Here is a 26639-nt window from a genome sequence, read left to right as displayed (position 1 = left end):
GTCTCCGAAAACCGTCAACATGGCGCAATTGAAAGCCGGTTGCGCTGCCTTGCCGTGTCGTCGGCATTCATCCGGTGCGTCCGTCAAGCAAACAGAACAACAAGGAGCCCGCGTTGCGCACATTCCGGATCGGCTTCCGTGGCTTGTTCGTCAAGCTCGTGCCGACGTTCATCGTCGTGGGGTTCGTGGCGATGGTGCTGTCGTCGCTGCTGACGAGCGTGCTGTGGCGCGCGCATGCCGAAAGCGACATCCGACGGTTTCTCGGCAACCTCGACCGTCCTGCGCTGGCCGCCGCGACCGGTGCCGTCGACTGGCGCGACCCGATTGCGTGCCGTGCGGCGGCCGACGCACTGTTCTGGCAGATCGCGCGGGTCGGCGCGCGTGACGTGATGGATTTCGCGCCGATGATGGGTTTCTTCGGCACCGGGCGACTGCAGGTGCGCATTGCGCGACCGGATGGCGCCGGATGCGCGACCGCGCCGGCCGCGTCGCCGCTGCTGTCCGACGCGTTCGCAACTACCCCGGCCGATCCGGCCGCGCCCGACACGATGCTGCGCCGCGACGGCGACTGGGCCATCGTCACGCCCGTCGCGCTGGCGGGCGGCGCCATCGCGCGGATCGGCGTCCATTACTGGCCAGGCTGGCAACTGCACTACGAGATCGCGGACGATGCGTCGGCGTACGACCTGATACGCACCCTGCTGTATCTCGGCGCGATGGGCGCGAGCTTCGCCGGGCTGCTGGTCTGGTTGCTGGTGCGGCGCGTGCGGCGGATGACGGCCGCCGCCGATCGCTGGGCGGCCGGCGACCTGTCGGCGCGGATCGCCGATGCGTCTCGCGACGAGCTCGGCGAACTGGCCGCGCATTTCAACCGGATGGCCGATGCGCTCGCGCGTGCTTTCGGGATGCAGAAGGCGCTCGCGGTGTCGGTCGAGCGCACGCGGATCGCGCGCGACCTGCACGACACCGCGAAGCAGCGCAGCTTCGTGCTCGGCCTCAAGCTGACCGAGCTGGAGTACGAGGCGCAGCGCCACCCCGACCTGTTGCCGACGGTCGGCGCGGCGCGGCGTCTGGCCGATCATCTTCAGCAGGATCTCGACAACGTGGTGACCGGCTTCAGCCTGCCCGCGATTGCCGAGGACGGGCTGCGTGCGGCCGTTTCGCAGGCGGTGCACGACCTGCTGGCCGGCTCGGGCATCGATTGGTCGCTCGATCTGCCGGAACGTGCTGCGCACACGCTCGACGCTCACCCGTCGGCCGCGCACGAACTGCTGATGATCACCCACGAGGCCGCCGCGAATGCGTTGCGCCATAGCGGCTGCCGTCGTATCGACATCGCGTGCGAACCGGGCGACGCCGTGCGTGCGCCCTCCGGCGCAGCGTCGTCGCGCTGGCGCTGGGTCGTGCGCGACGACGGCAGCGGCTTCGACCCGGCTGCCGTGCCGACCGGCATGGGGCTCGGCAACCTGCGCTGGCGCGCCGATGCGCTACCCGGCGGCATGCTCGACATCGCGTCGGGCGCGGACGGCACGCGCGTGACCGTTCATTTCCATCCGATGGAGACGGCATGACCACCATCCTGATTGCCGACGACCACGCGGTCGTGCGCGAAGGCATCCGCGGGCTGTTGCGGCTCGATGCGTCGTTCGAGATCGTCGCGGAAACGGACGACGGCGCGTCGACGATCGAGCAGGTACGCACGCATCGTCCCGACGTGCTGCTGCTCGACCTGATGATGCCCGGCATGGGCCACACCGGCGTGCCGGCCGTGATTCGTGCGATCCGGGCGGCCAGCGCCGATACGCACATCATGGTGCTGACTTCGTCGGACGACGATGCGCTCGCGCTCGCCGCGATCGACGCCGGCGCCGATTCGTTCCTGCTGAAATCGATGCGCGGCGAGCGTCTGCTGCAGGCGATCCATGCGGCCGTCCACGGCGAACCCACCCTTCACCCCGGCATCGCGCAGCGCATGATCGGCGCGTGGCGCAAGCCGCCGCGCAGCCCGTTCGCCGGGCTGACCGCGCGCGAACTGGAGGTGCTGCGCTGCCTGGCCGAAGGCGGCAGCAATGCGCGCATCGCCGCGACGCTCGGCATTACGGAAAAGACCGTGAAGACGCATCTCGGCAACGTGATGTCGAAGCTGCATCTGTCCGACCGCACGCAGGCCGTCGCGCTCGCGTGGCGGGAAGGACTGATGGCGCCGAAGCCCTGACATCCGCTGCCGGCGGCGCGTCGGCAGTACGCCCCGCCACGCATTCCAGCGTCGCGCACCGGCCCGGGCGATACGCACCGTCTGCGACTTTGGAGTAGCGCGCCGTTTAATTTGACCCGAGCCGCCGTTTAATTTGACCCAGCAATTCATGGGGAAAAATCCCGGAAAGACAACAGGCCGGGGGGAAACCTCCAACCGGCCTGCAACACCACTTTGAAGCACCCTCAAAACCAGTTTGAGGGGCACCAAAACTCAGATCACGATCCCTCGCCGCGAGCAGTACCCTTTCCAGAACTGGTACAGGGTCGTCAGCTCATGATCGGTAATGCAGCGGGACATCCCGATCGCAGAGACAAACTCAGACTTGCCTTCCCACTCGCCGGCCGCGTAGCCCGCTCCAATGCGAAAGGTTCCGCCGAGATCGAGGGCGCGGGGTTCCGGACCCGATGTGAACGAATGGCCGGTCGTGAGGTTGTTCACACGATGCACCTTGGCCGACGAGTCGAACCGCCCACAGAGAAACTGATAGACACCAAGTCCCTGATCGTTTTCGAGGCTCACGCCCGCGAAAATTGACGCGTTCCCGTCCGTCACTGCTCGCTCGAAAACGACGGTCTTCAGCCCATCGTTGTCAGGCCCCGGTTCAGGCACGGTATACAAGCTCGCACCGATCGTCGTGCCGGAATGGGCAAGGGACACCGATCGATAGTTCGAGATGAGCACGTGGCCTACCATTTCCAGCGGCCGAGCGATAGCGATAAACGTCAGGTCGGTCGAGTCGGCCATCTCGGTCTGCAGAAATGCGCTGGAACCAGTCAGGACGATGCTGTCCTCGTTCACGGTCGGCGATCCGACTGGAGCGAGTGCCGGCTTGTTGGCCGCGAAATTTCGGCTGCTCGCCGTCAGATCGCCCCCGAATACGCCGACGAACTCAAGGCCAGCGTCCGAAATTGGAAAAATCATCCCTTTGGCGTTGGCTCGGTAGGATGCTTGGTCGTCGCGAAGAAGAATGCCCATTTGTACCTCGATCAGTTCGTTAGTAGGTGGTGTCAGGCGTGATGCTGAATGCGATACACCAGTTGCTCAGCGGGTATGGCTTGCCGACAAGCGCCTGCACGTTGGCTTCGGGATAGAAGCCTCGTCCGGCTTCGTACTCGTAGTTGTCAGGGGCAATCGTCGCATCGGAGTCGCACAAGCATCCGTTGCCCCAGTGATAAGTCTTGTCGGCGTAGCGAACCTTGACCTGCCCGACGAAATCGCGGGTGCACACGAGTTCCACGATGGTGTCGAGTACGATGCGCGCCTCCGAAATCGGCACGCGACCGTTGTCGTCGAGCACGGTGAAGCCTTTGTCTGCATAGTCCTGTGCCGCCGACACCACGTACGGGAGGGAAAATCGCAGAGGCGGCTCCGGAACGTGGAAATCGATCGAGACGACGCGGCCAGTAACGATCGCACGACGCGGTGATAGCGGCCGCCAGTCTTGCCGCATCTCGACGATCCGATGAATCACCTTCCCGAGCTGGAGCCCGAACCATCGCGATCCGTTTGAGTCCAGATGGCCGTTCTTATCGGTGAATGGATACACGGGCGTAGCGAGATAGCACCCGGGATTCTCCAGACTGAACTCCCATTGGGCCATACCGATGGCAAGGTCATTTTCGTCGCGGGTATAGCCAGCGCCCGTCTGATACGTAATGAACGTAGGCTGCACATTCTGAGCAGCGATCCCGGTCACACAATCGGCTTGGAAATCTCTTCGGAGTTGCGCCAGCTTTGCTTTGTAGCCCTCTTTCGTCGTGTCCCCACCGATAGCCGGATCGTAATTCCACTCGCCTTGAATCCAGATGAATGCGCCGATCCCGTAGGTTTTGCCAGCGGCCGTCGCGTTGTCACGCGCCAGCTGGACGGCACCGACCAGGCGCCGCCACAGATCCGGTTCTGCGCCTTTCGAAAGCGCCTCGATGGTACGGCCGCCAACACCAGAAGACGTCGCGACGAAGTACCGGCTGGCGTCGTCCAGCTTGCCGACACGCTGATTGTGCAAGTGCTTCGCAAAATTGACGGCGCCCACGGCCGGCGACTCCCCACGGGCCATATTTCCACGCGGCAGCGCTGCGACCTGGGCATCCGACAACAATGCGCCGGTCGACTCATCTTGAACAACGGCAATGAGCGGCTGGAACGCAGGATTGCCGCCCACCGGGTCAAAAGCACCGGTATCCGTGACCGGCCGAACAGAGCCACCAACCATGACATTGCTTGCGTATCGACTCACGCGCGACAGCGCGGGCCATGTCTCGTACGACGCCTCAAGACTCTGGCCGTAAAAGGCGATGTGGTTGTAGTCCCATGCCCACGGGCAAACAATCGAATTGAGCGTGGATTTCACGGCCGCGCTCAACGCCAGATTTCGGCTGTTGCGTGCACCGTACACTTCGTTGTCTCGGTCGACACGTCCTTGCCCGATCGCGTTGCCAGCCGGATCCAGCAATTCGACATAGAAGCCCTCCGAGTCGACTACCCGCACGCCATCAGCCCGCCCGGTTTCTAGTGCACCAGGCAGTTTGCCGTCATCGCCAACAACGTCGATCCAGAAGCCATCCGCATCGACCATACGCAACGCGGCTTCGGTGCCGGACTCCAGGCCAAAGGTGTCATTGGCCAGTACGCGCGGGCCAAGGCGCAGTCCCGGCGTCTCCAGCGTTCCGTCTTGCAACATCTGCACAAACACAAAGCCGTCGACGTCCGCGACCTGCAGCACGACCGTTTGACTCTCGGCCGTCGCCAGCCGATTCTGCAAATCCTCGATCGTGGCCTGCGACGGGTAATCCGACATGACCCAACTACCCGTGCCACTTTCGCCGACCTTGCGAAAATACGAGTTGTTCGCGGGATCAGCGTCGTTCGTAACCAAGGCGATAGTGTTGTCGGGATACGCCAGATTGGCGTCCATCTCGGCGCGCGTCGGAAAGCCGATCAGGCCCGCGACCTGCCCATCGGTCAGCGCCTCGATTGCTGCGGCGGTGGCCGGTGCATCGGCGAATAGCCGGCGAAGTGAGCGCAGGAGGCGTTGATAGGAGTCGGGATCGCCAGGGCTGAACTCCTTGCCGCTGATGCCGGCAGCCTTCAGCACCTCCATCAGCGACCAGATAAGCATGTTCAAATCGCGTCGGCTGATAACCGTCGCCGGGGTTTTCGCGTCCTGGTGCAGTCGCTGGCCGTTCGCAGCGACGCCGTAGTCGGGACTGGTGGTGTAATCCATGCGTGCCTCAGATTTTGATGAGTGCCGCGACGGCAACGTTGCGCATCCGCGTTTCGTTGCCGCCAGTCGAGGAGACAGAGATATCGTGACGGTGTGGTCCTACGCCCGTAATGAGGTGGTCGTGGTCTCCGACACCCGCAATGTCAGCGGAATCACCGGCACCAACGGCCTGTTCCGAGCCACTGTTTGTCGAGTCGCTACCCGTGATGGAGCCGACATATGGCGCTCTCAGCAAACGCGTGAACTCGCCGTTGTTGTGGTTGTGTGCGCCACCACCACCGGTTCGACGATCCGGTACTGCGCCCGCATCACTGCTGTTTGCTACGTGCCCGTGAGACTCGATGGCGCCGCCTTGCCACGAGCCAAGAGCGCGCGCCTGGTCGACGCCGCGGCCGTTGTCCCACAGGCGTAGCCCTTCGCCACGGACATCGGGCAACCGGAACTGATTGGCGTCGATGTCGCAGAACGCGTATACGCCGGGCGACCAGTTGGCGGCCGCGACGATAAGCCCGTTCTCCCCCGCCCAGTCGTACAGTCCGCGCAGATCGGTCTTCGACTTGGCCGAGCCGTCGGCTGCGACCGTTCCGCGTCGCGCGGCCGATCCGCTCAATACGAGCTGGCCGCAGTCGAGTGACCGGTAATAGTTTCGATCGGCAAGCCATTCCATCAGGCCGAATGCGGGCACATAGATCACCGGCTCGGCCCGCTGGGCCGGCGTCGCAGCGTAATAGCGAACCGCGCCTGTCATGTCTTCGCGAAGCGGAAACAGCTGCTTCAGCGCATTCAGGAACACGCTGTAGGTTTCCTCCGACGCCGGGTCGAACGACTTACCTTCCAGCGCTGCGGCTTTGATGACCTGCATCAGGCTCCAGATCACCATGTTCATGTCCGTGTCCTCAACTGCAGTCGGGACGGGCTTGCGGTCGTCATGCATCCGATTGCCGTTGTCGGCAATCGAATAGCTGTTGCTCTTCGTGTAATCCATCAGTCGATGTCCGGGACAAGTTCGATTTCAAAGCGTGACGGGACGATCCGCTTGAGCAGGCAATACAGGTCGTCCACCTCCGGCTGGCAAGCGACCAGGCGGTCGCCGACGCGGGCCTTGCCGACCCGTGCCTTACGGCACAGTCCAACCGGATACACATACAAAATGCCGTTGCGGCCAAGCCGATCGCCGACGCGGTTCTGGCCGACGCGGAACGGGTAATTCACCCAGATTTCGCACTCGTAGCCGGCCGCCGCGAGGTAGTTCGTCATCGCACCGATGCTGTCGGCCGAGCTGTCCGCGAACGTCAGGTCGAGGTCGCCGCGCAAGCGCGCCAACATGGCCGTGCGTCGTTCCTCTTCGTCCAGCTCGCGCGCGACGCACGAGTCCGGGAGGCCAAGCGCTTCCTCCCATTCCTCCAGGCGGGAACAGGTGCGATGTGGCATCCACTGCCGGATCGCGCGGTCGACGAACTCGTGATGCTCACGAAGCACCGCCGCCCACGCGCCCAGCCACGCCATGACAGCCGAGCGCCGATTGCGCGGGAACGCGAAGCCGGGCGGCAACAGGTGCATCAGGGCTTGCCAGAAGCGATCCACGGTCACTCCTGGAAGGCGACCGAGCGCAGCACGAGAATCTGGTTCGTGCCTGCGACAAGGAACCCGCCCGACGTCACGGGCGGCGAAATGAACTTGTGATCGAACTCGCCGGGCGCAGCGGACACTGCTTCGGTCAGGTGGGAGTGAACGATTCGGCCGGCCGGCGTGGCCTCGCGAAAGAACAGGTCTTTCAGCTCCAGCGTCACCGCTTGCCGCACGGCCAACGTGTCGGGATCGATCTGCAGCACGACGTCGACGAAGACAGGCTCCGGGATGATCACGAACAGCTCGTCGGGCGGCCCGCGCCGTGAGTCGCGGATGTAGGCATAGACGGCATCACGCTGGGCAGCGGTCGGCAGGCCGTATTCGTTGTTGTCGGCCATGATGATGACGCCGGCCGAGCCGGGGCCACCGGGCGTGCGAACGCCCCACGCGCGCGTGATGCCTGGAACGGACAATGCCCAGCGCTCGTAATCGGTCGGCGCGCTGCCGCGCGGCGGATTCGCCAGGCGCTGGCTCAGCCGATAAACCGCCTCGGGATCGGTCTCCCGCTCGGTGCCGCCGCTCAGCCCGGCCGCACCGACCGTGAAGTCCGCGTCGATCCCGTCAACGGTTGCGATGAGCGACAGTGGTGTGCCAGCCGCGAGATTGCCGGCCGCGCCTGGCGTCGTACAGACCACGGTCGGAGTCAGCGTCTTGTCGGCCGCGACCACAGCATCGACGAGCACCGTGAATTCCAGCCCGGCACTGCTCTGCAGCGCCGTACCAGCTTTCAGGATTTCGCCGACGTCGCCGGAACCGATCAGCTTGCCCTGAGATACGCTCGCTTCCTTGCGCGGGATGCCGTAGGCAGTCAGCCAGTCATCGAGATATTCGTCGACGGCCTTGGTGGGGATCGCTTGCTTGGCAACGAAATCGCGCAGATATCGATACGCGCCGTGCACGCCGACACCCTGGACGAACGCCATTGCCTCGACGTTCGATCGCGCCAGCTCGATGTCGGCGGCCGCCAAGGTCGCGCCAGTCGATAACGCCGCGTCGACCAGCGCTTGCTGGAGCTGACGGCGTGCGTTGTCCTTCGCCTCCTGGATGGACGGGATGGTGACTTGAATGGGCGTGCTCATGATGTTTTCCGCAGGGTTGTGCCCCAGAGCACGTCGTATACGGGGCGGGTCGAGTCGGATTGCCAGATGCGCGGCCGCAGCGCGAGCCGGTCGGCGTTCTCACCCGTCCAGCTCGCATCGACTTCGAGCCGGCTGGCGATTTCCGTGCGCAGCATCCACTGCAGCGACTCGTATGCGGCGAATCGCGCACGCTCCAGGACGTCGACCGTGCTTTTCGTCACGTAGCAAAGCCACAGGTGCGATCCCCACTGGTCGGTAACGTCGCGCGGAGCGTCGGTGCTGGCGTTCACGAACTCGTCGCCACACCAGCCGCGTCGATCGGTCTGGTTGTGAGGCAGGATGGTGTCGGCGTCAGCGCGTCGATCGGAGAACAGAGACAGGATGACCGCCGTGCAAAGCGAGTCGTCCATTTCGAGCGCGCGCACCTCCAGCACTTCAATGAAGTGGCCGGGTGCGGCGCAAGGATTGGTGAAGTCGTGCCACGCGGCGCCGTTGACGCGGCCAGCTGCAATCACGCTCCAGTCGAACGGGATGCCGGTGTCTGCTGATGCTCGGGCGGTGGTCAGGATGTCGATCATGATGGCCTGCGTCTGTAGGCCCTCATGATCGGTTTAAAGCGGGTTTAAATCGTTGTGAAGCATTTCATAATCGACCGTTTTGCGTCAGCCAGCGACGCCACCGGACAGATCATTGCCGCGTTGCACGGCATCGTGTTGGTGGTCAACGAACTCCTGGCTGCCGATCTTCAGCGACTCGCCGATCTCGGCGCGGGTGCCGACCTGCAGCGCTTCACTCGTCGACATTTTCGGCGTCGTGACGGCCACGCCGTTCTTGCCGTTCAGCGTGATGTTGTCGGCGACGACGTCGAAATCGGTGCAGGTCACTGAAATCTTGCCGTTGTCGCTCAGCAAAATCTTGTGCCCATCCTTGTGCCATACGGCTACCTCGTACGCGTCGAGGCGCGGCCGGCTGTCGATACGATCCATGCGTAGCACGACAGTGTGACCGCCGGCCTCGATCACGAGCCCTTGACCGTCGCCCGGATTGCCGGCGAAGCCGTAATCCTGGTGCCGCTCCGCATCGTCGCGCGCATTCGTGTCGAACACGCGAACGCTCACGGTCTGCACCGGGCCTTCGCGGAGATTGCGGAACAACGCCCGCCGCAGCAAATTCAACAGATCCATCAGTTTGCTCCAGTCACTTCGAGCACGGCACCATCCTTGCCGCGCTTGTTCTTCGCCTTGCCGTGCTTCAGCTTCGTTTTGAGCGGTACCGTGTCATACGACTCGACCGGCCGCACGACCAGCTCAGTCACATCACCCTCCCGGACGTCGACGGTTGCCTTCGCCTCGCAGATCAGCCACTCGGTGCCGTCCAGGCCGGCGATGTCGTCATAGATCGGCACGCGTGTATTGACCTCCCACGGCAAGCCCTTCCAGGTCCAGCCCTCGACAACGTATTTCAGACCGTAGGCCATGCCGCGCCGCACGCGCATCGTGTGGTCGACCAGCCGTTGCATATCGGCCGGCGCGTTGTTCCCGTCCGCGTTGATGACCAGAGGCAGATACCGCTTCATCTCGGGATCACGCGCCTGCGCCTTCTGCTGGGTCGCGCGGCTGAATGCCTTGTGCACGTCACCGATGCTGCCGCCAACCTCCAGCTCGATCAGGCTTTTCTTGTGGACGACATTGCTTTGCCCGTAGCAAAAGTAGTCCGAGAACCGATCGGCATCCGTGCCGACGCTTTCCATGCTGATGACGTTGGCGCCGCGCACGATGGAGCCGTGGCTCTTCTTCAGCCCGGCCCGCGTGATGACGACACGCCCCTCGGCATCCGTCGTGATCAACACGCCACGGAGCCGCGCCGCGCGCGCCAGCACCGCGACCGCCTTCTCGCCGTGCTGAATCTTGAAATCCTGGATCGGCTCGCCGATGTCGGTTTCGACCTTCACCTCGATGCCGAACGGTTTGCAGATGTCTCGCGCGATCGTGTCGAGCCGAGCGTTGCGCCACTGGCCGCCCTGATGGATCGCCGAGCACGACACCAGATCGCCACTGTGGCTACGTCCCTCGATCTTCATGCCGCAATCGTCCCGGCGATAGAACGGCTCGGCCGCGAGCACGACGCCGCTCAGCACCAGCGTGTCGTTGATACGCACGCGGATCGTGTCCTGGCGCTTGATGTCGGGCGGGTTGCCCGGAATGAGCGACACCGGGATAGAGAAGCGGCTCGCGAGCGTTTCGAGCGAGCGCTCGACAGAAGAGGTAAGCCAGCCCTGGTAATCGCGGCCGTTGACGGTCACGAAAATCTTGGCGTCGTCTTTGGTGAATTTCTCGGCCATACGGATCAATCGTGATTGATCACGCGCAGCGCGACGCCGGGCGGCACGAGCAGCGGGTGACGGATATGCGGGTTCATCGCAAGGATTTCGTCGGCCCAGCTCACCGTGCCGAACATGCGATAGCTGATATAGAGCGCCGGCTGCCACGATTCCGGCGTATATGTCGTCAGGCGCGCGAGGTCACGCGATCGCGACTGCAGGTCGGTCAGGACAGCAGTCTGAAGCGCCACCAGGGCGTCGTGCGTGGTGACGTCGCCAACACCGCCGACCGGCTCGGCCGCGCTCGCGATCAGCAGCTCGTTGATCTGCTGGTTCAGGTCCGAGCGAAGCGCGACCGCCTGGTCATAGTTGTCCAGCTCGATCTGCGCAACCGCGCGCACGGCCATGATCGTCACCACGCCGTTGAAGAAGCCTTCCAGCGTCTTCAGCGCCTGGGCGACTTGCGTGCGGGTGGTCGTCTCGTATGGGCTGGGATCGGGCGTGAATGCTGCAGTGAGCTTCGCCTGATTGTTGTTCGGCACGAAGCCGGCCGACGCGTACGCAGCCGCGATCGACGGAGCGATGGCCTGCGGCGCGCTGCCGGCGTCGACGGTCAGGCTGCTCGTCGACGGCGCCTTCCAGAGATTCCGCGCTGCTGAGAACGCATCCCACGCCTGATTGGACGTGAGCGTTTCCGGGATCGCGAGCAGATCGGCGATCCGGCTGCCGAGCTGACCAGGAATCGCGGCCAGCTCGGTCAACGGGAACGTCACGTACTGGCTCACCAGCGAGTTGTACGTGTCGAATGCCCGATTCACGTACGAAATCCCGTCCCACAGCACATCGAGACCCGAGCGCATCCGGTCGAGCACGTTGTCGTGCGCCCACCCGGCGAGGTCGGACAGACTGAAGTTTGCGGCGAGCGAGTCGATCAGCGACTTCTCGGCCGTGTCGGCCGCGCTCGCCACCTGGTCTGACGTGTTGGTCGCGCCCGCCGGATATCGGCGTGCCTCGGCGCGAACGAACGTCAGGTCAAGGCGCGCGACGCCGCCCATGCTGGTCGGTGCCTCGCGAACCGTGTATTTGCCGTGCAGCCAGCAGCGCATGCTGCCGGCCGTGGGGTGGATCAGCACGCCGTCGCCTTTCAGGACGGCCCGCAGCTTGTCGAGCTGGTCGAGGTAGTCGTCGCCGATCACGTACGCGGAGAACTTGATTTCGTCCGCGCCTGCGCCCATCGAGAAGACGGTCGGCAAATCCTGAAACGGGTATTCCCGCAGTACCGTGTTCTCGCCGGCCGACCATTCGATCGAATCGACCTGGAACGGCACGTCGCGCCACGACGCGGTGCGAAGCTGGCCGAGCCAGTCGGAACGGCCCTTGTCGTCGATGATCGCCATTAGTTCGTTCCTCCAGGATTCGTCGCGCCCGGATCGAGCCGCAGCGCGCTCGGTTGTTGCAGAACCTGCGTGCTGGTCAGCACGCGATCATCGTGAACCGAGATGTTGATGCCGAGCAGCCCATTGCCGATTTCGACACGCTGCGGCTCGGACTGCATGCGCTTCAACATGTCGAGGCCGGCAGTCGGCTGCATCAGCGGATTCGTCATGTACGCGGGCGTGGTACGCAGAATGCTCAACCGATCCTGCATGTCCTGCGGCACCTGCACCTGGCCGCCCGACGCACTGGACAGCACGCCGGCCCGTTGCGACGGCAGCATGTTCATCCGCGACAGGGCATCGCCGGCCCACGTGGCGCCCAGATAGCCCACCGCGCCACCGATCGCACCGCCGAGCGGCACGGTAACGGGCGCAAACGGACCACCGAATGCACCGAGCGCCGCGCCGGCTTGAGCGCCGGCCCAGCCACCTGCAACGCCTGCGGCGGCACGGCCGGCCGCGTTCACCTTCTCGGTGGGTGTCTTGCTGCTGTCGAGCAGCGTGGGTAGCAGGTCATATGCGGCAAGGCCGGCCGTGATCATCCACGGGGCGCTGGCGCCGAGCCGGCTCATCAGCCCACGCCCGGCGCCAGCAGCTGCAGCACCGCCTGCGGCCGCGCCAGCAGCGCCGCCGCCGGGAGTCGGCGCGGTCCAGCCCGGAACCTTGTTCACGACATAGACGGGCACCGGGCCGGCCCCGAAACCGCCGAGACCGCCACCACCTGGCGTGCCTGGCGCGCCCGCGCGGCCACGGTTCAGCAGGAATGCGGCGAGTGCGCCGCCAGCGCCGGCCGCCGTTGCGACGCCTACAGCCTGGCCGAAACCAGTCAACGCCGTCGTCACGGCGGGGAATGCTTGTGCCAGTTGCGTCGCGCTGGTCAGCACCGACTTCAGCGGACCATCGATCTGCTCGAACACGCGACTACGCGATATGTCGGCTTCGTTGGCCAGTTGCTGTGCTTTGTAACCTGCGCGATTCGAGATGCCAGCGAAGTTCGAGTCGACAGCCTGTCCGGTATCGGCATGCACCTTCCCCAATACATCCTTCACGTACGCCTTGTTTTGCATGACGCCGACGAGTGCCATCAGTGCCTCGCGATCCTGAATTACCTGGCCGATCGCAGAGCCCTGAAGAATCGAAGCCATCGCCTGAAGCGTCGCCTTTTTCTGTTCCCCTTGCTCGGAAGCTGCGCGATTGCGGAGCGAAACGAAACTCTTATCCTTGGCGGCGATCTGCTCAGAAAAATCAACGAACGCAGCAATACCGTCGATGCCCCGCTCACGGGCACGCGCGAGCGATTTCGGTAAATTGACACCGAGGCGAGCAAAATCTTTCTCGGTATCTGCCGAATTGATTTTGAGGATCAGGTTCTTCAGGTTGTTTCCGGCAGCATCCGTGCTGCCTGCGGTCATCATCGACGCCTGTGCATATGACACGAGCCGTTCAAAGTCACCCATACCGCGCATGCCAAGCTTATCGCTCGATGCCGCCATGAGTTCCGGAAGCCAGCGTGCCATGTCCTTCAGCTCGAAGCCGCCTTCCTGGCCGGCGACAACGGCCTTCGAAATCGCTTGGCCGATGTTTGATTCGGTAAGCCCGTAGTTGCGCAAGCCAGCAATCGCGATGTTCCCGATATCGGTGACATCTGCGTCTCCAGCGGTCGCCCCACGCTGCAGATCTGGCAGCATCGCCTTCGCCGCGTCGATTTTGACGACACCGGAAGAAATGACTTTGTTTAGTGCTTCGGCAGCGGTGTCACGAGTGCCGCCACCGCGTTGCACAGCATCGTTGATCGTTGCTTCCAGCTCTTTCATGCCGAGCATTCGGCCAGCAAGGTTGCGATCGCCATAGGCGACGTTGGCCATGTTGGCCAGCCGCATATCGAACTCGACCGGGCGTTTCAGCGTAGCGACAGCAGCTGCACCACCTGCAGCCGTCCCGGCCGCAATCGTGCCGGCCGTCTGCCCGGCGCGCGCCAACACCGCCGCCATGCGATCGGCGTCGCGGCGGATATCGTTCATCCGGCGCGCCACGCTGCCGAGGTAGCGAAACGTTCGGTCGAGCGACGACGAGCTGCCCAACCGGGCGAGCGCGCTGTCGGCACGCTGCGTTGCCGCCGTAACGCTGCCGAGCGCCCCGGTGGTTCGATTCGCCGCGGTCGTCACGTTGTTCAAGCCGGACTGCATCTTGCGCGCATCCGCGTCGACCTTGCTGGCGTTGGTCTTCGCACCGATTTTCTCGATGGACTTCTCGGTCTTCTGCGCTGCCTTGTCCGTGTTCGTCAGTGCGGTCGTCTGACGCTTGCTGGCCTGCTCGACGGCGCGCGCATTCTCGGCCGCGCGCCGCTTCAAATCGCCGGTCAGGTTGATGATGTACCGCAGAGTCATGCTGCTCATCGTCTCTTCCTCGCTTCAGCGCGCTGGGCCTTATGCAGTCGTTCCAGGTCAGCGGCTTGCGCCATCAGCTGCACCTTGGGCATCTCGCGCAGCGAAGTCAGCGAGCATCGAAGGGCCAGACTGAGTTGCCGCGCCAGCATCTCCCAGTTCTGCAGCCTGGCCCTCGGATCGCGGGCCGGCGTTCTCCGGGTTGGTCGAGTCGGCGAGCATCGAATCGAACGCATCCTTCGTGATCAGCCCGTGGCGATACTGGGCGGCCAAATCCACCAGCACGCAGCGCTCTTCGATTCGGGCGAGGTCGAGGGGCGACAAGCGCCCGAACATCTCCAGCGTCAGCAGCTCGAGCTGGATGTCGTCCAGGCCGGCGCACTGGAAGCGTTCGCAATGCCGCATCGTCAGCGCGATGCGATACAGCTCGTCCGACACCAACAGCGTCGGCTTGCCTTTCACGTCGACGACGCGCTCGGCCAGCTGCATCGCGACATACTCGTCCGCAACCGTCGTCTCGCGAAGGCGCACGGTGCGATAGCGCACCTCTTTGTCGCCGACCTGCGAACGCAGGCCGTCGACCAGCGTGATGACGTGAATGTCCTGTTTGTTCATGGTGGGAATCTCAGAAATGGTAGGTCTGAATGCGCCGAAGGCAGGAAAAATCCTGCCTCCGGGGTGAGATGTCAGCGGATCGTTACAGCCACTGGAACGGTGTGAGCACCGCGAACTGGACGTCGACCGGCCCGGTGCCGATCTCGCCCATGCTCATGAACGAGCACTTGCCGGCCCGCACGCGCCGACCGGTATGCAGGTTCGTCATCACGATCTGGGCCTCGCAGACCTTGCTGACGTCATCTGGCGTCTTCGCGCCCGTGAACTGCAGCTTCATCTTGATGAGGCGCTGCACGCGCTTGCGCGTCGTGTAGTCCTGGCCGTTTGAGGATGGCGAGATGTCACGCTCGAAGCCAGCCGCGCCCTCGATCGTCGCGCTGTCGTCGGTGAACGGCCATTCCTCGCCGTCGACGGTGAAGCTGTCCACCCGGAAAAGTTCGCTATCGCAAGCCATGTTTCACTCCGTTGAATATCGAAAAATGCGGAAAACGCTGACCGATCAGACGTGGCCGGCGACGAACTCGCTCGTGATTTCCGTCTGGTAGTGCTGCGTGACAAGCACGGGCTGGTCGATGATCTTCAGCTTGCCGTTCGTGCCGTCGACCTCGACCTGCATCGTCTGCTTGTAGTACTCCATGTTCTGGAACAGGCCGGCCGAGATGAACTGCTCGTAGTTGTTGAGCATGATGTCGGTGCCCAGCGAGGCGGTCATGATCTTCTGGCCGGGGATCGGATCGACCATGTACTCCGCCAGCTTGTAGCCGCGATAGCGTGTCTGGAACACGTTCACGGTGAACCAGCGGAAGTACGACAGCGTCTTGACCCAGTTCAGATTGCGCCAGCTCTTGTCGTTGGCGCCGCCCGAGTTCTTCGTGTAGTTCGTCACCATACGCAGAATGCTGGCGGTGCCGTCTTCCATCGACTCCAGCACAGACCCACCCGCGACGAGCATGTTGTTGCGCTGCTCGACCTCCCAGTCATCCTCAAGACGCGCGGCCACGTAGCCGGTCAGCGCCACGCCCGTGAACGGCAATGCCGGGTCGGTGGCGCAATGGCTCTCAATGGCGGCAGCAGCGGCCGCTGCGGTCTCCCACGGGTTGGTCAGGTCGCGCGTGACGCAGATCGTGTGGCACATCGGACTGTTGCGCGGCGACAGCCATGCGGACACTTCGCCTTCGGTGCCGCGTACGACGGTCACGGCCTGGCCGTCCTTCATGTTGTCGAACTCCCAGCGGCGATTCAGCTCTTCCTCCAGGATGCCCATGTTCGTGCTGTCGGTGTACGGCATCGCATACTCGGTCGGCGCGATCCCCTTGATGGCGGGAATGACCGGCGTGATGTCCGGATTCACCGCGCCACCGGAGAACGGCGTGATCGTCAGGCCGACGCCGAGCGGCACCGAGTCGTCGGCGTAGTACGTGCCGCGCATGTCGATGCTGTTGCCCGTCGCTCCCTTCCAGCGGCAGGTCAGTGCGATTTCACCAGCAGCAGCGCCGACGGCCGCCGTGACCGGAAGAGCAGGAATCGCGTTGATCGCGTTGACCATCTTCAGCGCGGCCGTTTGCGCGGTGTCGTTCACGGTGACGCCGATGCGTACGCGAGTGCCGCCGATATACAGCGGCAGCTCGCCGGCCGAATGTTCGCCGGCAATCGTGATCGTGGCCTTGCCCGTTGCTGCGATCGCGGTAGCGTCGTCGGCGACGATCACCACGTCGATCGGGATGCCCAGGTCGGCGTTGCTCTTCGCCATGCGCCACATCGCGAGCAGCATCGAACCTTCGCCCAGCAGCGCGATGGCGTCGGACTCGCTGGTGATGCGATGGCGCTTCGTGATGTCGACAACGGCGGGCGGATTGGCCTGGCCGATCAGCAGCACGCTACGCGGCATACCGACCAGGCCGCGAATCGCCTTGCTGGCATCGAATTTGTGTGCGACGAACGGCACGAGAAAGTTGACGGAAAGCAGGTTCGGCAGCATGTCGAATGTCCCTTAAATGGTCGTTGAAAGTGCGTTTGGCCCGTTATTGCGCGTCGGCCTGGCGGATCAGGTCTTCGTCGTCCAGCAGCCGCAGGATGCGCAGGTTGACGGTGGCCGGCGTCGCATCGGTTTCGCTGTAGACGCCGCCGAACTCGCGATTGACGACGTGGCGACCAGGGCCGGCCACGACCGTAATCAGCTGCCCCATGCGCGGCGCGGGCAGATTCGCGGAGCTGGGCTCCAGTCCGGCGACGTCGTAATCGGTTGCCACGTCGACCGTTGCATCGGAAGCGCCCGCGCCGGTCTTAGGTTTCACTGCCATATCTCACTCCCTTGATTTCATGCTCGACGATCAGATCGGGCAGTTCGCCCGGTGTGGTCTGCGGTGCGACGGTCGGATCGCTCGTGATGTCGACCACTTCCAGCTCCGGCAGATCGGCGGGTGTCGGAACGCCCTCGAACTCGGCTTCCTGCCACCACGCAACCATCCAGACCGTCAGCCCCTTGGCGTCAAGCTTCCGGTTGTAGAGGTTTTCGGCCATCAGCCCCTCGGGCCGACCGGTGCACTGTGGGTAGACCCATGACTGGAAAACCCGCGACAGCACTTCGGTGCGGACCATCGCGTCGCGCATGCGCTGCGGCCGCGTTGCGCTCTTCGTGACAATGAAGACCGCGAAGCGCGCTTCCCACACGTACTTGCTGCCCAGGTATTTGCCGCTGGCCGGCGACTTACGCCATCCCAGGCACGTCGTGAAAGCAGCCGGCGCCACAAACGACTTCAACGGCACCTCCTCTTCGTCGAACTGGCCGCCGTAGTCCTCGACCGTCTTGAACTGCGACCCCATGCGCGCCCGGATTTCATCCTTCATCGCGTCAAGGATCGTCGTGGACATCAGTGCGTGCGCCATCACATCATCCTCACGGCGTCGAGCAGCATGTCGCCGATCACGTCGGCGTCGCGCTCGTTCACACCAAGCACCGGCCGGGCATCGATATGCACCGAATGGCCGCGACCCGCATCGCCGCCTTCATGCTGGATGCGGGCATACACAACGTTGCTACCGATTTCGAGCCCACCGCTGACCAGGCGATAGACATAGCTCTTGTAGAGCCGGGTCGTATCGATCAGCGTCTTCCCACCACGCGCGGTCGCCGCGCGCGACTGCGGCATGGCCGAACCGTCCCAAAGCTGCTGATAGTCGAAACGATCCTGAATCTGACCGAGCATGTATTCGCCGATGTCCTGGCGAACACGATCGAACGTCGCGCCAGCGATCGCAGCCAGGTGACGACGGATCGAACTGTCGTCGAATGCCCATTGCACCGAAACGCCGTTCATTTCCCGTACCTATCCCAGTTGTAGGCGCTCGGCACCTTGCCCCACAGCACGCGGCGGCCGCTCGCGGCGGGCGGCGGCAGCAGCCGCACCTTGCCGGTCGAAACATCGCGCAGCCAATCGTTCCAGTACTTGCAGCGCTTTTCCTGCTGCTCGGTCGCGTTGTCCGGGTCGTCCTGCAGCGAACAGCGCGTGAGCGACAGGCAGCAGGTTTTCAGCGGCGTCTGGTCGATGTCAGCCTGGTCCAGCGGAAGCCGCACATTGGCGCGCAGATAGCCATCCATGAACCGGCTGGACTGCGCCAGCATGGAAGTCAGGCGGGCCATCGCCCGGTCGCACGTAGCACGCTCATCGTCGGTGCGATCAGGCGCGTACTCGCCAGCGACGCCTTCGCGCAGTAACTCGGGCGTGAGCAGCTCACTTTCCTCATCACGCAGCAGCTGACTGGTTTCTTCCAGGCCGAACTCCTGCACATACTCGGTCAGCGTGGCGTACGCGCTCATTTGCGGCCCTTCGCGGCAGCACCGCGCTTCGCTGCAGGCCGCGTCGAGCTGGTCTTCGCGGACTTCGTGATGGGGGGAACGACGGGGCTTTTCGCGGCTTCGCTCACCGGCTCTTTCGTGCCTTCGCCACCTTGCGGGGCGCCTTCACCCCCAGTCGACGTGCTCGACTGGGAAGCGTCCATCGCGGTGCCGGAATTTGCGTCGGCTTCGAGCTGCGAGCCGTCGCCGGCCGCTCGATTTCCGTCTGCGTCAGCGACTTCGCGCAGCACGCCGCTGCGCACCAGGTCGTCGACGTGATCGGGGTGCGCATCAACGAACGCACCCACAGCACGCGACTTGCGATGAATCCGAACGGGCTCCAGCACTTCATAGGTTTTCTCGCTCATGATTTCTCCTGCCTGCACCCGGCCGACGCCGCACATCCACGTCGGCCGGGGTCGCTGGCGCTCTCTCGCGGTTGTTATGCCGGCGTGACGACGTCTTTCAGGAAGAAACCCAGCTCCGGCGCGCAGACGACTTCCTTGACCGACTCGCCGACACGCACGCGGCGACCGCCGCGCAGGCCGATGCGATCGTCGAACTGGGCGCCCGCGATACGCGTGCCGTACTCGGCCGTGAAGCCGAACGTCACGTTCGCGCCGTCGACCACGCCGGCGACCTTGGCCGCCGCGGTGTCCTGGTACAGCAGCGACATGCCGCCGCTCCAGGCCGGCGCGATCTTGGCTTGCTGGCCCGGCTTCGACAGGTTCACGCGAGCGCGGCCGACCAGAATCTGGTCGATCTCCAGCAGCTCGGCGACCTGCTCGCGCGTGGCTGCGCCCTTGTCGCCAGCGTTGCCGTGAACTGCCTTCGCGATCACCGGATGCGTGCGCAGCGCGCGCCACTCCGACTGACCGAGCACCGCGACGTTCGGGCGCATGATCGGTCGGTCGAGCACGTCGAGCAGGAATTCCAGCGGATCGCTGTTCGGGTTGTCGAAACGATCGGTTGCCGAGACGTTCTCCGCATTGCCCTTGTATGTCGCCGGATCGAAGACCGTACGGGACACACGAATTTCGCGATCCAGCAGGATCAGGCCGGCCAGCATCTCGGTCGTGAGCGCTTCGAGACTCGTGTTGTTCGGCGCGTTGTCGATGTCGGTCTGCGGCAGCGGATGATCCAGGCCGTAGTCCTCGGTCTCGGCCTGCAGGCGCTCGCCGTTGAACTCGACCTGGTTGACCTGCGAGCGCCGGCCGACCTTCGTGTCCGGAACCGTGAACTGCTGGGCCGGCGGGTAGTACTGGTATGCGAACTGCGTCTTCGCGAGCGGCGACGTGCGCGGCAAAACCTGATCGGCGATCATCGCCTGGTTGCGCACGATCACTGCAATGGCGGTCAACTGCGGATCGATCGGAAACGGACTGGGCATGGATAGCTCCGGTAAAGAGTGATTCGAGAGGGTGGCCGGTTATCGTCGCGATCAGCGACCGATGAGGACCGAGCCGATGTCGCCGACAACGCCGCTCAGCAGCGCTTCGCCGATCGATGCGTCACCTGCGGCGGCCGGGATGGCGCGTCCCTGGGCGTCGGCCTTGATACGGTCGCCGCGCGTGACGGCCGCGCCGTACACCACCGGCGTCGGGCCAAGCAGCACGACGTCGATGCGCTCGCCTGCGGCAGCGCCAACATCGGTCGTGGCGCCCAGCAGCTTCTCGCCGGCCGCGCCGGTCGGCGCCGTTGCGTGATCGTCCGCATCGCCATATGCGGCGAGCAGATGCGCGCCCATCGCAGTGGCTGCAACGTAGTTCGAAATCAGGATGCGTTTGTTGGTCAGCATGTCGTTCCTCGGTCTGGGAGGTCTGGGAAAACGGTCAGTGGGCGTCGGTCTTGCTGACGTGCAACACGGCGTCGGCATACGACACCGTGATGCCCTTGGCGGCCTGGCCGGTCATGAACTCGCGCGCGGCATTGGCGATCGCCTGCGGGTCGCTGACGTCGGCCTGCGCATCGCCGGTGTCGCGCTGGCCGAGCTTCACGACCGGCGCGCGTGCCGACATGAACTCGGCGAACCACTGCGCGGGCGTCTTCTTCACGGTGCCGTTGCTGGCGGCGAATTCGAACGACTGGCCGCCGGCTTCAATCTGCGCCATGAACTCGGCCAGACCGGACTGTTCGGCGGGCAGCACGCGGCCTTCCTTGACCCAGCCTGCGATCTGCGTCGAGATGCGTTCGGCGCGGCGTTCGCTTTCGATGGAAGCAGCACGGGCATCGGCATCGGTGATGCGCTGGCTGAATTCAGCGGTTGCGGCTTCGCGGCCTTGGTTCATGCCTTCCTGGCGCGCGCGGTCCAGGTCTTGCTGCGTGATGGTCACGTCGTTACCTCCGGGGTGAGAAAAAGCGGAAGCTGCGACGACGGGCTCAACGTCGTTTGCCGCACGCGCAGCTTCTTCGATGGAATCGATCTGCCAGTTGGGCACCACGGCATCGGCCACGTCCTGGCCACGGTCGCCGATCAGCCATTCGCGAACGCCACGGAACAGGCGGGCAGCCGTTTCAAGCCCCCAACCGAGCTGCGTGACACCGGGCGCGGCGAACTCGAAAAACTCCTGGCCGTCCGCGAACTCGACCGGCCGCAGGCCGTCGATCGCAGGTGCGACCGCGCCGAGCCAGCCGACATGGCGCACGCGCCAGCCGCGCTGCTGGTCCTTGAACACAGAGACAGAGCGGTTGCGGTACGCGCCGGATTCGACGCCGGCTTCGAACTGCGGGTTGATGTCTTCGAAGCGCGCGAACAGCAGGTCGCCGTCGCGCTTCAGCTCGGCCGTCCAGGCATAGGCCGGATCGTTGTGCTTCGGATGACCGAGCACGGCGGGCGCCGCGCCCAGCGCGTGATTCGCGACCATCTGGTCGAGATCGGCGCGCGAGAAGCTGATCGGTCGCCCGTCAGCTGCAACATGGTTGCCGGCGCGAAACACCTCGATCCAGTTGGCGAGGCCCTTGGCTTGGGGAGAAGTGGTCTTGTCCATGCCTCGCAGTCTGCGGGGCGCGGATCAGGAAAAAATGGTGAACCATTTCACAAGCAAATGGTTCTCTGTGGCGATGTGGGAGGGAGACGGATTTAAACGGCCTAGGAGCCGTTGGCGGGGTCGGACGACCGTAGAGTCGTCCAACAGGTCATCAGCGGTTTTTGATGACGTTTCAGCGCTTTTTGAAAAGGGTCTGGCTGGAGGGGGCGGCGATCACTCGAACAGGTCGCCGCTGGACGGTTCTGCGGGATGCTCGCCGAGAATCTGGAACACGCGGCGCATCGTGTACCCGGTGCGGATCGCGATCTGGTCGACCGTGAGCCGTTCCATGCGGAGCTGGCGAACGATCTGGTGCCGCTGCTGGCGCGTCACGGCGTCCTTCTTCGGAAGCATGACAGTCTCGCCGCCGACGCGCTCGACCAGGGCAACGAACGCGACCTGGCCAATGTGCTCGACCAGCATGTGCTGCGGATCGACGCGCTTGGGCACCGACAGATATGCGCCGCCGCGCCAGTCGATCAGCGCGAACGCAGCCGCCTCACCAACGCAGTCGATGAGTTCGCGCAGCAGCTCGGGCAGCGCAGCACGGTTGATGAGGGGCGGCGTATTCATGCGGTCGTTTCGGCATCAGGTTGCACGCGAAGCAACCACTTCTTCGCAGCTTCGATCAGATACTGCAGCTGGTCGGCGCGGGCGAAGCGCAGCGCGGCAAGCGTCGGAATACGACCGGTCGCCCACGATTCCAGCGCTTCGGCCGTGTTCACCCGCACCGCGCCGCACGCCGCGAGCTGCGCCCACAACGCGGACAGCTTGCGCAGCTGCGGTTCGTTCCATGCACCAGCAGCGGCCTGCGGCTTCATCGAGTCGAGCAGCTTGTGCAGCCGTGCATGTGCCTCGCGACGTTGCTTGGCCGACAGCTCGGTGGCCGACCGCACGCCGAAGTGCGCCAGCAGCCAATCCTTGTACTGGTCTTCGCTCATGCCGGCCTTCATCGCCTTCAGGCGAACCATCTGGCTGTCGCGCTTCGACGGATCTGTGGAAAGCGCCATGTCAGCGGGCCTCCGCTTTACGTTGCAGGTGCTCGAGTAACACACGGGCCTGAGCGGCGTTCGCAAACATCGACGCGAGGTGCGGCTTGTTTTGCTCGACGTACGCGACGGCGGCTGCGAATGCCGCGTCCCGCGTGCGGCCCGTCCCGACCGGTGCGCCGGACAGCAGGTGCGTGACGGTCCAGCCGACGACGCGCCCCCAGGTGTCGCAGTCCGCGTGCATGCCGAACGAAGCGTCGGTGTACGGCAGTCGAATGCTATCGCCGCGCACGGTTTCCACTTCATCGCCGTCGACAACCTCATAGAAGATTTTCACGTCAGTCACAGTGTCACTCCCCGCGAGGCTTCGGTGGGTACGGTGCACACGAGCGGGTCGGCACCGAAGTAGATGCGAACGTGGCCGATACCCAAGCCGTCGAGCAGCATCGCCATGACGACCGCAGCGCCAACGGCAGACAGCGCGATCACGACGTAACGAACTGGCGTCATCGTGCCTCCTGCGCGACGAACAGCAACGATTCCAGTGCCGACACGTGCCGCTCGCCGGCAACGTGGCCCGCGCACACGCCGAGCGCGAATTCGACGGCGGCACGCTGGTCGCTGGCCAGATCGAGAGAGCGCTCCAGTTCGCGGTCAATGCACGTCAAGCAGACGTATCCGCCCATCCGGTCAACACGAAGTGGCGTGTGCTTCTGCTCGCCGCACGACGCGCATGCAGTCGCTTGCTTGGTCGCATAGGTGAACACTTCCACACTCGTCTCGTTGGCAGAGGAGGCGCGGGCTTCGTCTCGCTCGTTGACGAGGTCGCTGACGATCTCGACCGGCGAATCGTTCCAGTGGTAGCCGGGCGCCATCCGCGCAATCTGTTCGAGCAACGCATAGCCGATGTTCGCCATGTCGGCGATGGCGTGCTGTCCGTCCGGCTCGAAATCCAGATCGTCGATGCTGAACACCGGATCGCGCTCGGTCGTCTTGACCGGGTTTGCCGCGAGCAGATCGCCATGCCGCGGCCCGAGCAGCGACACGTCGTCGCCGCCGCAATGGCGGATCACCTGGCGCCACGTATCGTCGAGCGTGCGACGGTGCACGTTGATGAGCGGCCGGTTCTTCACTTCGGCTTCCCATCGCTCGACAGCCCAATCCAGCCACGCGTTCGGCGCTACTGCGGGCTGCTCGACAGGGGCCGCCAACAGGCCGATTGCCTGCTGCAGCACCGGGTATTGCCACGCTGGCAGATTCGGGTTCTCGCCAATGCGAAACAGGTCAGCGGCGACCTGCTGCGGCGAGTACGTGCCCGTCACGTTCCGTTCGTTCTTCGTCATGTTGGGTTCCTCGGCTGCATCATCAGTACCCGGCCACCACGCCGGATAGACGCCCGCTTGCGCGGGCGTTTCGCATCAGTTCACGGCGTCTTTCAGTGCCTTGCCGGGCTTGAACTTCACGGCCTTGCTGGCGGCGATCTGGATCGACTCGCCCGTCGCCGGATTGCGACCAGTGCGCGCTTCGCGCGCCGATACTCCGAAGGTGCCGAAGCCCGACAGCGCCACGTCGCCGTCTTCCTGCAGGCCGAGCTGGATTGCGTTCAGCACGGCTTCGACGGATTGAGCGGCTTGGGCCTTGGTCAGCTCGGCGTTCTTCGCCACGGCGTCGATGAGTTGCGACTTGTTCATGAGGTGGTTCTCCTGGTTGAGGTAGGTAGCCGCGAAGCGCTCGCGGCGGGCGTTACTGCAATCAAACGTACGACGGTGTGCGGTTCCAGCCGATCAGGTTTCCGGTGAACGGCAGGCCGTACCGGTCGGCGAAGTACGCCACCATGTCGCGCCAGCCGTCGAAGCCATCGGCGCGGGCCAGCGCTTCCGCGTCAGGCTCGTCCAGCAACCGAGCGCCGACAAACACCTGCGGCACGCGGTCGCCGAGCGGCGGCAGAATCTGGATGTCCGACACGTATTCGCAGACTTCCTGCGCGATGATCCGAGCACGTGGCGAGCGCTGCTCGACGTACATACGCAGCACGTCGCCGGGCTCCGGGTCTCGGCCGTCGGCACGTTTCGCTCGGATGGTGTGGGGCTTGTAGCCGCTGGCAATCAGCGGTTCGAACTGCAACTGGAAGTTGAGCAGGTGCATGGCCGGCCCCTCACAGCGACGCGAAGTCGAGACTGATGGGCGTGTACTGCTCGCTGCCCTCGACGCGCTCGTAGAAGCGCATGTACGTCTTCGTGCCGACGACCTGCACCGACTCGCCGATCGCCTGCATGGCGCGTTGCCACTTGTCATCCGTGATCTCCAGGCGGCGCAGCGCGAGCACGCCGCCCACGTTGATCTTGCCTTCCTTGTCCGTCTCGAACGCCTGCTGCACCAGCACCTGAATCTTCGGATCGCTTCCGCGCGCCCATTCGTTGATGCACTCATCGATGAGGGTCTTCGCCGCCTGCAGGCGCTCGTCGAACGACATGTTCTCCGCGCGCTGGATGACGACCTTCAGCGCACCATCAAACGAATGCAGCGTCACGTTGCCCTTGGCCCCACCGATCTTCACGTCGTACTTGTCGGCCGACAGCGAAATGAACGCGTTGGCGTCGCCGAACGCACGTTCCTTCAGCTTGCGCAGCGCAGCCTGCTGGGTCTTCACGGCGACGATCAGCTCGCGCACCAGGCCGTCACGCTCCAGGTCGATATCGCGGATCGTGGCTTCGGGCACCAGGTGGCCCCGCGCGTTCTTGCGGTAGCCGGCCGGGATGGTTTCAATCGTCTGTTCGGTCATGATGGGTTCCTTGGTTTCAGCTTCAGTTGTTGGCGGATGTGTGCGGGCATTTCGGCTTTCGGCAGCGTGGCGTCGACGTGTATCGGGCCGGGCTCGGGCGGCACTGGCGTTCGCCGCTCCTCGACCGTTCCCGTGCCGGACACGCCGCGCAGCTGCGCTTCTCGGGCATCCTCGGCTCGGCCGGCCGAGCGGGCGCTTCGGCTCGCCATCACCGAACGAAGCCAGCCGTGCGACTTCAGGGGCAAATCGAGCTTCCCGGCGTGCGCCTGGTCGACGGCGTATGCCAGTGCCGCCGCCCAGGTGTCGGTCGGTGCCGCGTACGTGGTCCCGTTCCAGCTCACCTGTGCCGCACGCATTTCGGGCACCAGCTCGCGCATCAGCGCAGCCATGCGGCCCCATGCCATTTGCGACTTGCGCGGTCCGAACAGGCCGAGATAGCGCAACAGCGGCTTGACCAGCGTTTCGCCGGCCGGATGGATGTCGGCGAGCGCCATCACGATGTCGCGCATGCTGTCGTCGGCCAGGATCACGTCCAGGCTCATGCGGGCGCGGCAGTTCGGGCAAACGACTTCAGGAAGCGGCATTGCTGCCTCCCGTACGCTCGACGGCGGTGTCCTGCAGGCGACGGTAGAGCGCGCGCCGCTGATTCGCATACGCGCCCTGGAGCAACGTGAAGTTCGTCTGCGTGCGGTCCAGCTCGCGCCGCATCCAGTCGAGGTCACGCGCCGCACGCCGCTCGTCGCGATCGATGCGGCGCAGCTGGCACTGCGTGCGAACGCGCACGACCAGGCGGCGCAACTCGGCGCGCACGCGACGCAGGCCCGACAGAAGCTCGGCCAGCACCGGCCCGGCAGTCAGGTTGGACAGGCGCTTCATGCCGTCACCTCGCTGGCCGTACGCGGCTGGAACGTCAGCCAGGCAGAGAACGCAGCGGCTTCGCCGGAAGGCGCACCGTTCGCGAGTGCGTCGAGGAACGGCCGCGCATAGTGGCCCGTCGCCCGCACGGTCGTGCGGCCGGCTGTGTGACGGATGGTGATGTGGGAATCGGTCTGATTCATCATGAT

Annotated in this window: 33 protein-coding genes, 1 other RNA gene and 1 pseudogene; 2 read left to right on the top strand and 33 right to left on the bottom strand. The window is 64.4% G+C overall.

All coding sequences use genetic code 11. The annotated features are described in order from the left end of the window. The first annotated feature begins 113 nt into the window (after positions 1 to 113). Together BDO18943_RS22405 and BDO18943_RS22400 are read left to right on the top strand one after the other, a co-directional pair. Positions 114 to 1571: a sensor histidine kinase gene (locus BDO18943_RS22405; RefSeq protein WP_175024089.1), complete on the top strand. Its 1458-nt coding sequence runs from the start codon at positions 114 to 116 to the stop codon at positions 1569 to 1571. Continuing rightward, a complete protein-coding gene (locus BDO18943_RS22400; RefSeq protein WP_043183730.1) occupies positions 1568 to 2215 on the top strand; it encodes a response regulator in 648 nt (215 codons plus the stop codon). Before BDO18943_RS22405 ends, BDO18943_RS22400 begins: the two co-directional genes overlap by 4 nt. Positions 2216 to 2467: 252 nt before the next feature. Here the strand turns inward: BDO18943_RS22400 and BDO18943_RS22395 are convergent, their stop codons facing one another. The 33 genes and pseudogenes from BDO18943_RS22395 to BDO18943_RS22235 all read right to left on the bottom strand — a co-directional run bounded on the left by BDO18943_RS22395 (position 2468) and on the right by BDO18943_RS22235 (position 26633). Then, positions 2468 to 3232: a hypothetical protein gene (locus BDO18943_RS22395; RefSeq protein WP_235996160.1), complete on the bottom strand. Its 765-nt coding sequence runs from the start codon at positions 3230 to 3232 to the stop codon at positions 2468 to 2470. A gap of 19 nt (positions 3233 to 3251) precedes the next feature. Continuing rightward, positions 3252 to 5480: a hypothetical protein gene (locus tag BDO18943_RS22390; RefSeq protein ID WP_175024088.1), complete on the bottom strand. Its 2229-nt coding sequence runs from the start codon at positions 5478 to 5480 to the stop codon at positions 3252 to 3254. 7 nt (positions 5481 to 5487) lie between these two features. After that, on the bottom strand, positions 5488 to 6465 hold the full coding sequence (locus BDO18943_RS22385) for a hypothetical protein (RefSeq protein ID WP_175024087.1): 978 nt from the start codon (positions 6463 to 6465) through the stop codon (positions 5488 to 5490). After that, complete coding sequence (locus tag BDO18943_RS22380; RefSeq protein WP_175024086.1) at positions 6465 to 7064, bottom strand: putative phage tail protein; 600 nt, start codon at positions 7062 to 7064, stop codon at positions 6465 to 6467. The genes BDO18943_RS22385 and BDO18943_RS22380 overlap by 1 nt, the downstream gene beginning before the upstream one ends. 2 nt (positions 7065 to 7066) lie before the next feature. After that, entirely contained in the window at positions 7067 to 8188 is a 1122-nt protein-coding gene (locus tag BDO18943_RS22375) for a baseplate J/gp47 family protein (RefSeq protein ID WP_175024085.1), read from the bottom strand. Continuing rightward, entirely contained in the window at positions 8185 to 8766 is a 582-nt protein-coding gene (locus tag BDO18943_RS22370) for a phage GP46 family protein (protein WP_175024084.1), read from the bottom strand. Before BDO18943_RS22370 ends, BDO18943_RS22375 begins: the two co-directional genes overlap by 4 nt. Positions 8767 to 8850: 84 nt before the next feature. After that, entirely contained in the window at positions 8851 to 9372 is a 522-nt protein-coding gene (locus BDO18943_RS22365) for a phage baseplate assembly protein domain-containing protein (protein WP_175024083.1), read from the bottom strand. Beyond that, the gene (locus BDO18943_RS22360; protein ID WP_175024082.1) at positions 9372 to 10529 is read right to left on the bottom strand and encodes a phage baseplate assembly protein; all 1158 of its coding nucleotides are present in this window, start codon (positions 10527 to 10529) and stop codon (positions 9372 to 9374) included. Before BDO18943_RS22360 ends, BDO18943_RS22365 begins: the two co-directional genes overlap by 1 nt. A 5-nt stretch (positions 10530 to 10534) precedes the next feature. After that, complete coding sequence (locus tag BDO18943_RS22355; protein WP_175024081.1) at positions 10535 to 11905, bottom strand: DNA circularization protein; 1371 nt, start codon at positions 11903 to 11905, stop codon at positions 10535 to 10537. Next, positions 11905 to 14340, bottom strand: a complete 2436-nt coding sequence (locus BDO18943_RS22350) for a phage tail tape measure protein (protein WP_175024080.1) — start codon at positions 14338 to 14340, stop codon at positions 11905 to 11907. Before BDO18943_RS22350 ends, BDO18943_RS22355 begins: the two co-directional genes overlap by 1 nt. A gap of 48 nt (positions 14341 to 14388) precedes the next feature. Further along, complete coding sequence (locus BDO18943_RS22345; protein WP_175024079.1) at positions 14389 to 14943, bottom strand: phage tail assembly protein; 555 nt, start codon at positions 14941 to 14943, stop codon at positions 14389 to 14391. Between the two features lie 82 nt (positions 14944 to 15025). Further along, on the bottom strand, positions 15026 to 15397 hold the full coding sequence (locus BDO18943_RS22340) for a hypothetical protein (RefSeq protein WP_012492578.1): 372 nt from the start codon (positions 15395 to 15397) through the stop codon (positions 15026 to 15028). A 45-nt stretch (positions 15398 to 15442) separates the two neighbouring features. Continuing rightward, positions 15443 to 16921 (bottom strand): phage tail protein, encoded by a 1479-nt coding sequence (locus BDO18943_RS22335; protein WP_175024078.1) that lies wholly within the window; start codon positions 16919 to 16921, stop codon positions 15443 to 15445. A 43-nt stretch (positions 16922 to 16964) separates the two neighbouring features. Further along, positions 16965 to 17243, bottom strand: coding sequence for a hypothetical protein (locus BDO18943_RS22330; protein ID WP_175024077.1), 279 nt, complete (start codon positions 17241 to 17243; stop codon positions 16965 to 16967). Beyond that, on the bottom strand, positions 17227 to 17829 hold the full coding sequence (locus BDO18943_RS22325) for a phage protein Gp37 (protein ID WP_175024076.1): 603 nt from the start codon (positions 17827 to 17829) through the stop codon (positions 17227 to 17229). Before BDO18943_RS22325 ends, BDO18943_RS22330 begins: the two co-directional genes overlap by 17 nt. Beyond that, positions 17829 to 18260 (bottom strand): phage virion morphogenesis protein, encoded by a 432-nt coding sequence (locus tag BDO18943_RS22320; RefSeq protein ID WP_175024075.1) that lies wholly within the window; start codon positions 18258 to 18260, stop codon positions 17829 to 17831. The genes BDO18943_RS22325 and BDO18943_RS22320 overlap by 1 nt, the downstream gene beginning before the upstream one ends. Beyond that, the gene (locus tag BDO18943_RS22315) at positions 18257 to 18760 is read right to left on the bottom strand and encodes a phage protein Gp36 family protein (RefSeq protein WP_175024074.1); all 504 of its coding nucleotides are present in this window, start codon (positions 18758 to 18760) and stop codon (positions 18257 to 18259) included. Before BDO18943_RS22315 ends, BDO18943_RS22320 begins: the two co-directional genes overlap by 4 nt. Further along, positions 18757 to 19146, bottom strand: coding sequence for a hypothetical protein (locus BDO18943_RS22310; RefSeq protein WP_175024073.1), 390 nt, complete (start codon positions 19144 to 19146; stop codon positions 18757 to 18759). The genes BDO18943_RS22315 and BDO18943_RS22310 overlap by 4 nt, the downstream gene beginning before the upstream one ends. 74 nt (positions 19147 to 19220) lie before the next feature. Further along, entirely contained in the window at positions 19221 to 20168 is a 948-nt protein-coding gene (locus tag BDO18943_RS22305; protein ID WP_175024072.1) for a phage capsid protein, read from the bottom strand. A gap of 51 nt (positions 20169 to 20219) precedes the next feature. Continuing rightward, entirely contained in the window at positions 20220 to 20576 is a 357-nt protein-coding gene (locus BDO18943_RS22300; RefSeq protein ID WP_175024071.1) for a DUF2190 family protein, read from the bottom strand. A gap of 34 nt (positions 20577 to 20610) precedes the next feature. Then, on the bottom strand, positions 20611 to 21765 hold the full coding sequence (locus BDO18943_RS22295) for a hypothetical protein (protein ID WP_175024070.1): 1155 nt from the start codon (positions 21763 to 21765) through the stop codon (positions 20611 to 20613). 213 nt (positions 21766 to 21978) lie between these two features. Next, complete coding sequence (locus BDO18943_RS22290; protein ID WP_175024069.1) at positions 21979 to 22377, bottom strand: hypothetical protein; 399 nt, start codon at positions 22375 to 22377, stop codon at positions 21979 to 21981. Further along, positions 22374 to 22814 carry a regulatory protein GemA gene (locus BDO18943_RS22285; RefSeq protein WP_174959202.1) on the bottom strand — a complete coding sequence of 147 codons (441 nt, stop codon included), beginning with the start codon at positions 22812 to 22814 and terminating at the stop codon, positions 22374 to 22376. Before BDO18943_RS22285 ends, BDO18943_RS22290 begins: the two co-directional genes overlap by 4 nt. 1 nt (position 22815) lies before the next feature. Continuing rightward, complete coding sequence (locus BDO18943_RS22280; protein ID WP_174959200.1) at positions 22816 to 23139, bottom strand: hypothetical protein; 324 nt, start codon at positions 23137 to 23139, stop codon at positions 22816 to 22818. After that, complete coding sequence (locus BDO18943_RS22275; protein WP_175024068.1) at positions 23136 to 23303, bottom strand: hypothetical protein; 168 nt, start codon at positions 23301 to 23303, stop codon at positions 23136 to 23138. Before BDO18943_RS22275 ends, BDO18943_RS22280 begins: the two co-directional genes overlap by 4 nt. Continuing rightward, positions 23300 to 24136, bottom strand: coding sequence for a hypothetical protein (locus BDO18943_RS22270; protein WP_175024067.1), 837 nt, complete (start codon positions 24134 to 24136; stop codon positions 23300 to 23302). Before BDO18943_RS22270 ends, BDO18943_RS22275 begins: the two co-directional genes overlap by 4 nt. A gap of 8 nt (positions 24137 to 24144) precedes the next feature. Then, positions 24145 to 24212, bottom strand: an RNA gene (locus tag BDO18943_RS22265) — hammerhead ribozyme type II. After that, positions 24212 to 24487, bottom strand: a pseudogene (locus BDO18943_RS22260) (HU family DNA-binding protein); the annotation flags it as partial. The pseudogene BDO18943_RS22260 and the gene BDO18943_RS22265, both read right to left, overlap by 1 nt. Positions 24488 to 24545: 58 nt before the next feature. Then, entirely contained in the window at positions 24546 to 24938 is a 393-nt protein-coding gene (locus BDO18943_RS22255) for an ASCH domain-containing protein (protein WP_175024066.1), read from the bottom strand. Positions 24939 to 24948: 10 nt separating this feature from the next. Continuing rightward, positions 24949 to 25575 carry a DUF3164 family protein gene (locus tag BDO18943_RS22250; RefSeq protein WP_175024065.1) on the bottom strand — a complete coding sequence of 209 codons (627 nt, stop codon included), beginning with the start codon at positions 25573 to 25575 and terminating at the stop codon, positions 24949 to 24951. Further along, positions 25572 to 26159, bottom strand: a complete 588-nt coding sequence (locus BDO18943_RS22245) for a hypothetical protein (protein WP_175024064.1) — start codon at positions 26157 to 26159, stop codon at positions 25572 to 25574. The genes BDO18943_RS22250 and BDO18943_RS22245 overlap by 4 nt, the downstream gene beginning before the upstream one ends. Next, positions 26146 to 26451 (bottom strand): hypothetical protein, encoded by a 306-nt coding sequence (locus BDO18943_RS22240; RefSeq protein ID WP_175024063.1) that lies wholly within the window; start codon positions 26449 to 26451, stop codon positions 26146 to 26148. The genes BDO18943_RS22245 and BDO18943_RS22240 overlap by 14 nt, the downstream gene beginning before the upstream one ends. Then, on the bottom strand, positions 26448 to 26633 hold the full coding sequence (locus tag BDO18943_RS22235; protein ID WP_235996159.1) for a hypothetical protein: 186 nt from the start codon (positions 26631 to 26633) through the stop codon (positions 26448 to 26450). The genes BDO18943_RS22240 and BDO18943_RS22235 overlap by 4 nt, the downstream gene beginning before the upstream one ends. Between the last annotated feature and the right edge of the window lie 6 nt (positions 26634 to 26639).

Origin of the sequence: Burkholderia aenigmatica (genome assembly GCF_902499175.1) — a bacterium.
Lineage (GTDB): Bacteria > Pseudomonadota > Gammaproteobacteria > Burkholderiales > Burkholderiaceae > Burkholderia > Burkholderia aenigmatica.
The sequence above is the reverse complement of the archived record's forward strand: the minus strand, read 5'-3'. Positions and strand labels throughout refer to the sequence as shown.

Bases quoted from the DNA above. Each gene is read 5' to 3' on its own strand.
- BDO18943_RS22295 (WP_175024070.1), bottom strand. From the start codon at position 21,765: ATGGACAAGACCACTTCTCCCCAAGCCAAGGGCCTCGCCAACTGGATC.
- BDO18943_RS22355 (WP_175024081.1), bottom strand. From the start codon at position 11,905: ATGGCGATCATCGACGACAAGGGCCGTTCCGACTGGCTCGGCCAGCTT.
- BDO18943_RS22300 (WP_175024071.1), bottom strand. From the start codon at position 20,576: ATGCTGACCAACAAACGCATCCTGATTTCGAACTACGTTGCAGCCACT.
- BDO18943_RS22335 (WP_175024078.1), bottom strand. From the start codon at position 16,921: ATGCTGCCGAACCTGCTTTCCGTCAACTTTCTCGTGCCGTTCGTCGCA.
- BDO18943_RS22245 (WP_175024064.1), bottom strand. From the start codon at position 26,159: ATGCCGCTTCCTGAAGTCGTTTGCCCGAACTGCCGCGCCCGCATGAGC.
- BDO18943_RS22290 (WP_175024069.1), bottom strand. From the start codon at position 22,377: ATGAATACGCCGCCCCTCATCAACCGTGCTGCGCTGCCCGAGCTGCTG.
- BDO18943_RS22325 (WP_175024076.1), bottom strand. From the start codon at position 17,829: ATGGCGCACGCACTGATGTCCACGACGATCCTTGACGCGATGAAGGAT.
- BDO18943_RS22340 (WP_012492578.1), bottom strand. From the start codon at position 15,397: ATGGCTTGCGATAGCGAACTTTTCCGGGTGGACAGCTTCACCGTCGAC.
- BDO18943_RS22400 (WP_043183730.1), top strand. From the start codon at position 1,568: ATGACCACCATCCTGATTGCCGACGACCACGCGGTCGTGCGCGAAGGC.
- BDO18943_RS22250 (WP_175024065.1), bottom strand. From the start codon at position 25,575: ATGACCGAACAGACGATTGAAACCATCCCGGCCGGCTACCGCAAGAAC.
- BDO18943_RS22370 (WP_175024084.1), bottom strand. From the start codon at position 8,766: ATGATCGACATCCTGACCACCGCCCGAGCATCAGCAGACACCGGCATC.
- BDO18943_RS22240 (WP_175024063.1), bottom strand. From the start codon at position 26,451: ATGAAGCGCCTGTCCAACCTGACTGCCGGGCCGGTGCTGGCCGAGCTT.
- BDO18943_RS22385 (WP_175024087.1), bottom strand. From the start codon at position 6,465: ATGGATTACACGAAGAGCAACAGCTATTCGATTGCCGACAACGGCAAT.
- BDO18943_RS22350 (WP_175024080.1), bottom strand. From the start codon at position 14,340: ATGAGCAGCATGACTCTGCGGTACATCATCAACCTGACCGGCGATTTG.
- BDO18943_RS22395 (WP_235996160.1), bottom strand. From the start codon at position 3,232: ATGGGCATTCTTCTTCGCGACGACCAAGCATCCTACCGAGCCAACGCC.
- BDO18943_RS22310 (WP_175024073.1), bottom strand. From the start codon at position 19,146: ATGAGCGAGAAAACCTATGAAGTGCTGGAGCCCGTTCGGATTCATCGC.
- BDO18943_RS22345 (WP_175024079.1), bottom strand. From the start codon at position 14,943: ATGAACAAACAGGACATTCACGTCATCACGCTGGTCGACGGCCTGCGT.
- BDO18943_RS22285 (WP_174959202.1), bottom strand. From the start codon at position 22,814: ATGGCGCTTTCCACAGATCCGTCGAAGCGCGACAGCCAGATGGTTCGC.
- BDO18943_RS22255 (WP_175024066.1), bottom strand. From the start codon at position 24,938: ATGCACCTGCTCAACTTCCAGTTGCAGTTCGAACCGCTGATTGCCAGC.
- BDO18943_RS22275 (WP_175024068.1), bottom strand. From the start codon at position 23,303: ATGACGCCAGTTCGTTACGTCGTGATCGCGCTGTCTGCCGTTGGCGCT.
- BDO18943_RS22360 (WP_175024082.1), bottom strand. From the start codon at position 10,529: ATGGCCGAGAAATTCACCAAAGACGACGCCAAGATTTTCGTGACCGTC.
- BDO18943_RS22330 (WP_175024077.1), bottom strand. From the start codon at position 17,243: ATGGCAGTGAAACCTAAGACCGGCGCGGGCGCTTCCGATGCAACGGTC.
- BDO18943_RS22390 (WP_175024088.1), bottom strand. From the start codon at position 5,480: ATGGATTACACCACCAGTCCCGACTACGGCGTCGCTGCGAACGGCCAG.
- BDO18943_RS22235 (WP_235996159.1), bottom strand. From the start codon at position 26,633: ATGAATCAGACCGATTCCCACATCACCATCCGTCACACAGCCGGCCGC.
- BDO18943_RS22320 (WP_175024075.1), bottom strand. From the start codon at position 18,260: ATGAACGGCGTTTCGGTGCAATGGGCATTCGACGACAGTTCGATCCGT.
- BDO18943_RS22365 (WP_175024083.1), bottom strand. From the start codon at position 9,372: ATGGATCTGTTGAATTTGCTGCGGCGGGCGTTGTTCCGCAATCTCCGC.
- BDO18943_RS22315 (WP_175024074.1), bottom strand. From the start codon at position 18,760: ATGAGCGCGTACGCCACGCTGACCGAGTATGTGCAGGAGTTCGGCCTG.
- BDO18943_RS22270 (WP_175024067.1), bottom strand. From the start codon at position 24,136: ATGACGAAGAACGAACGGAACGTGACGGGCACGTACTCGCCGCAGCAG.
- BDO18943_RS22375 (WP_175024085.1), bottom strand. From the start codon at position 8,188: ATGAGCACGCCCATTCAAGTCACCATCCCGTCCATCCAGGAGGCGAAG.
- BDO18943_RS22305 (WP_175024072.1), bottom strand. From the start codon at position 20,168: ATGCCCAGTCCGTTTCCGATCGATCCGCAGTTGACCGCCATTGCAGTG.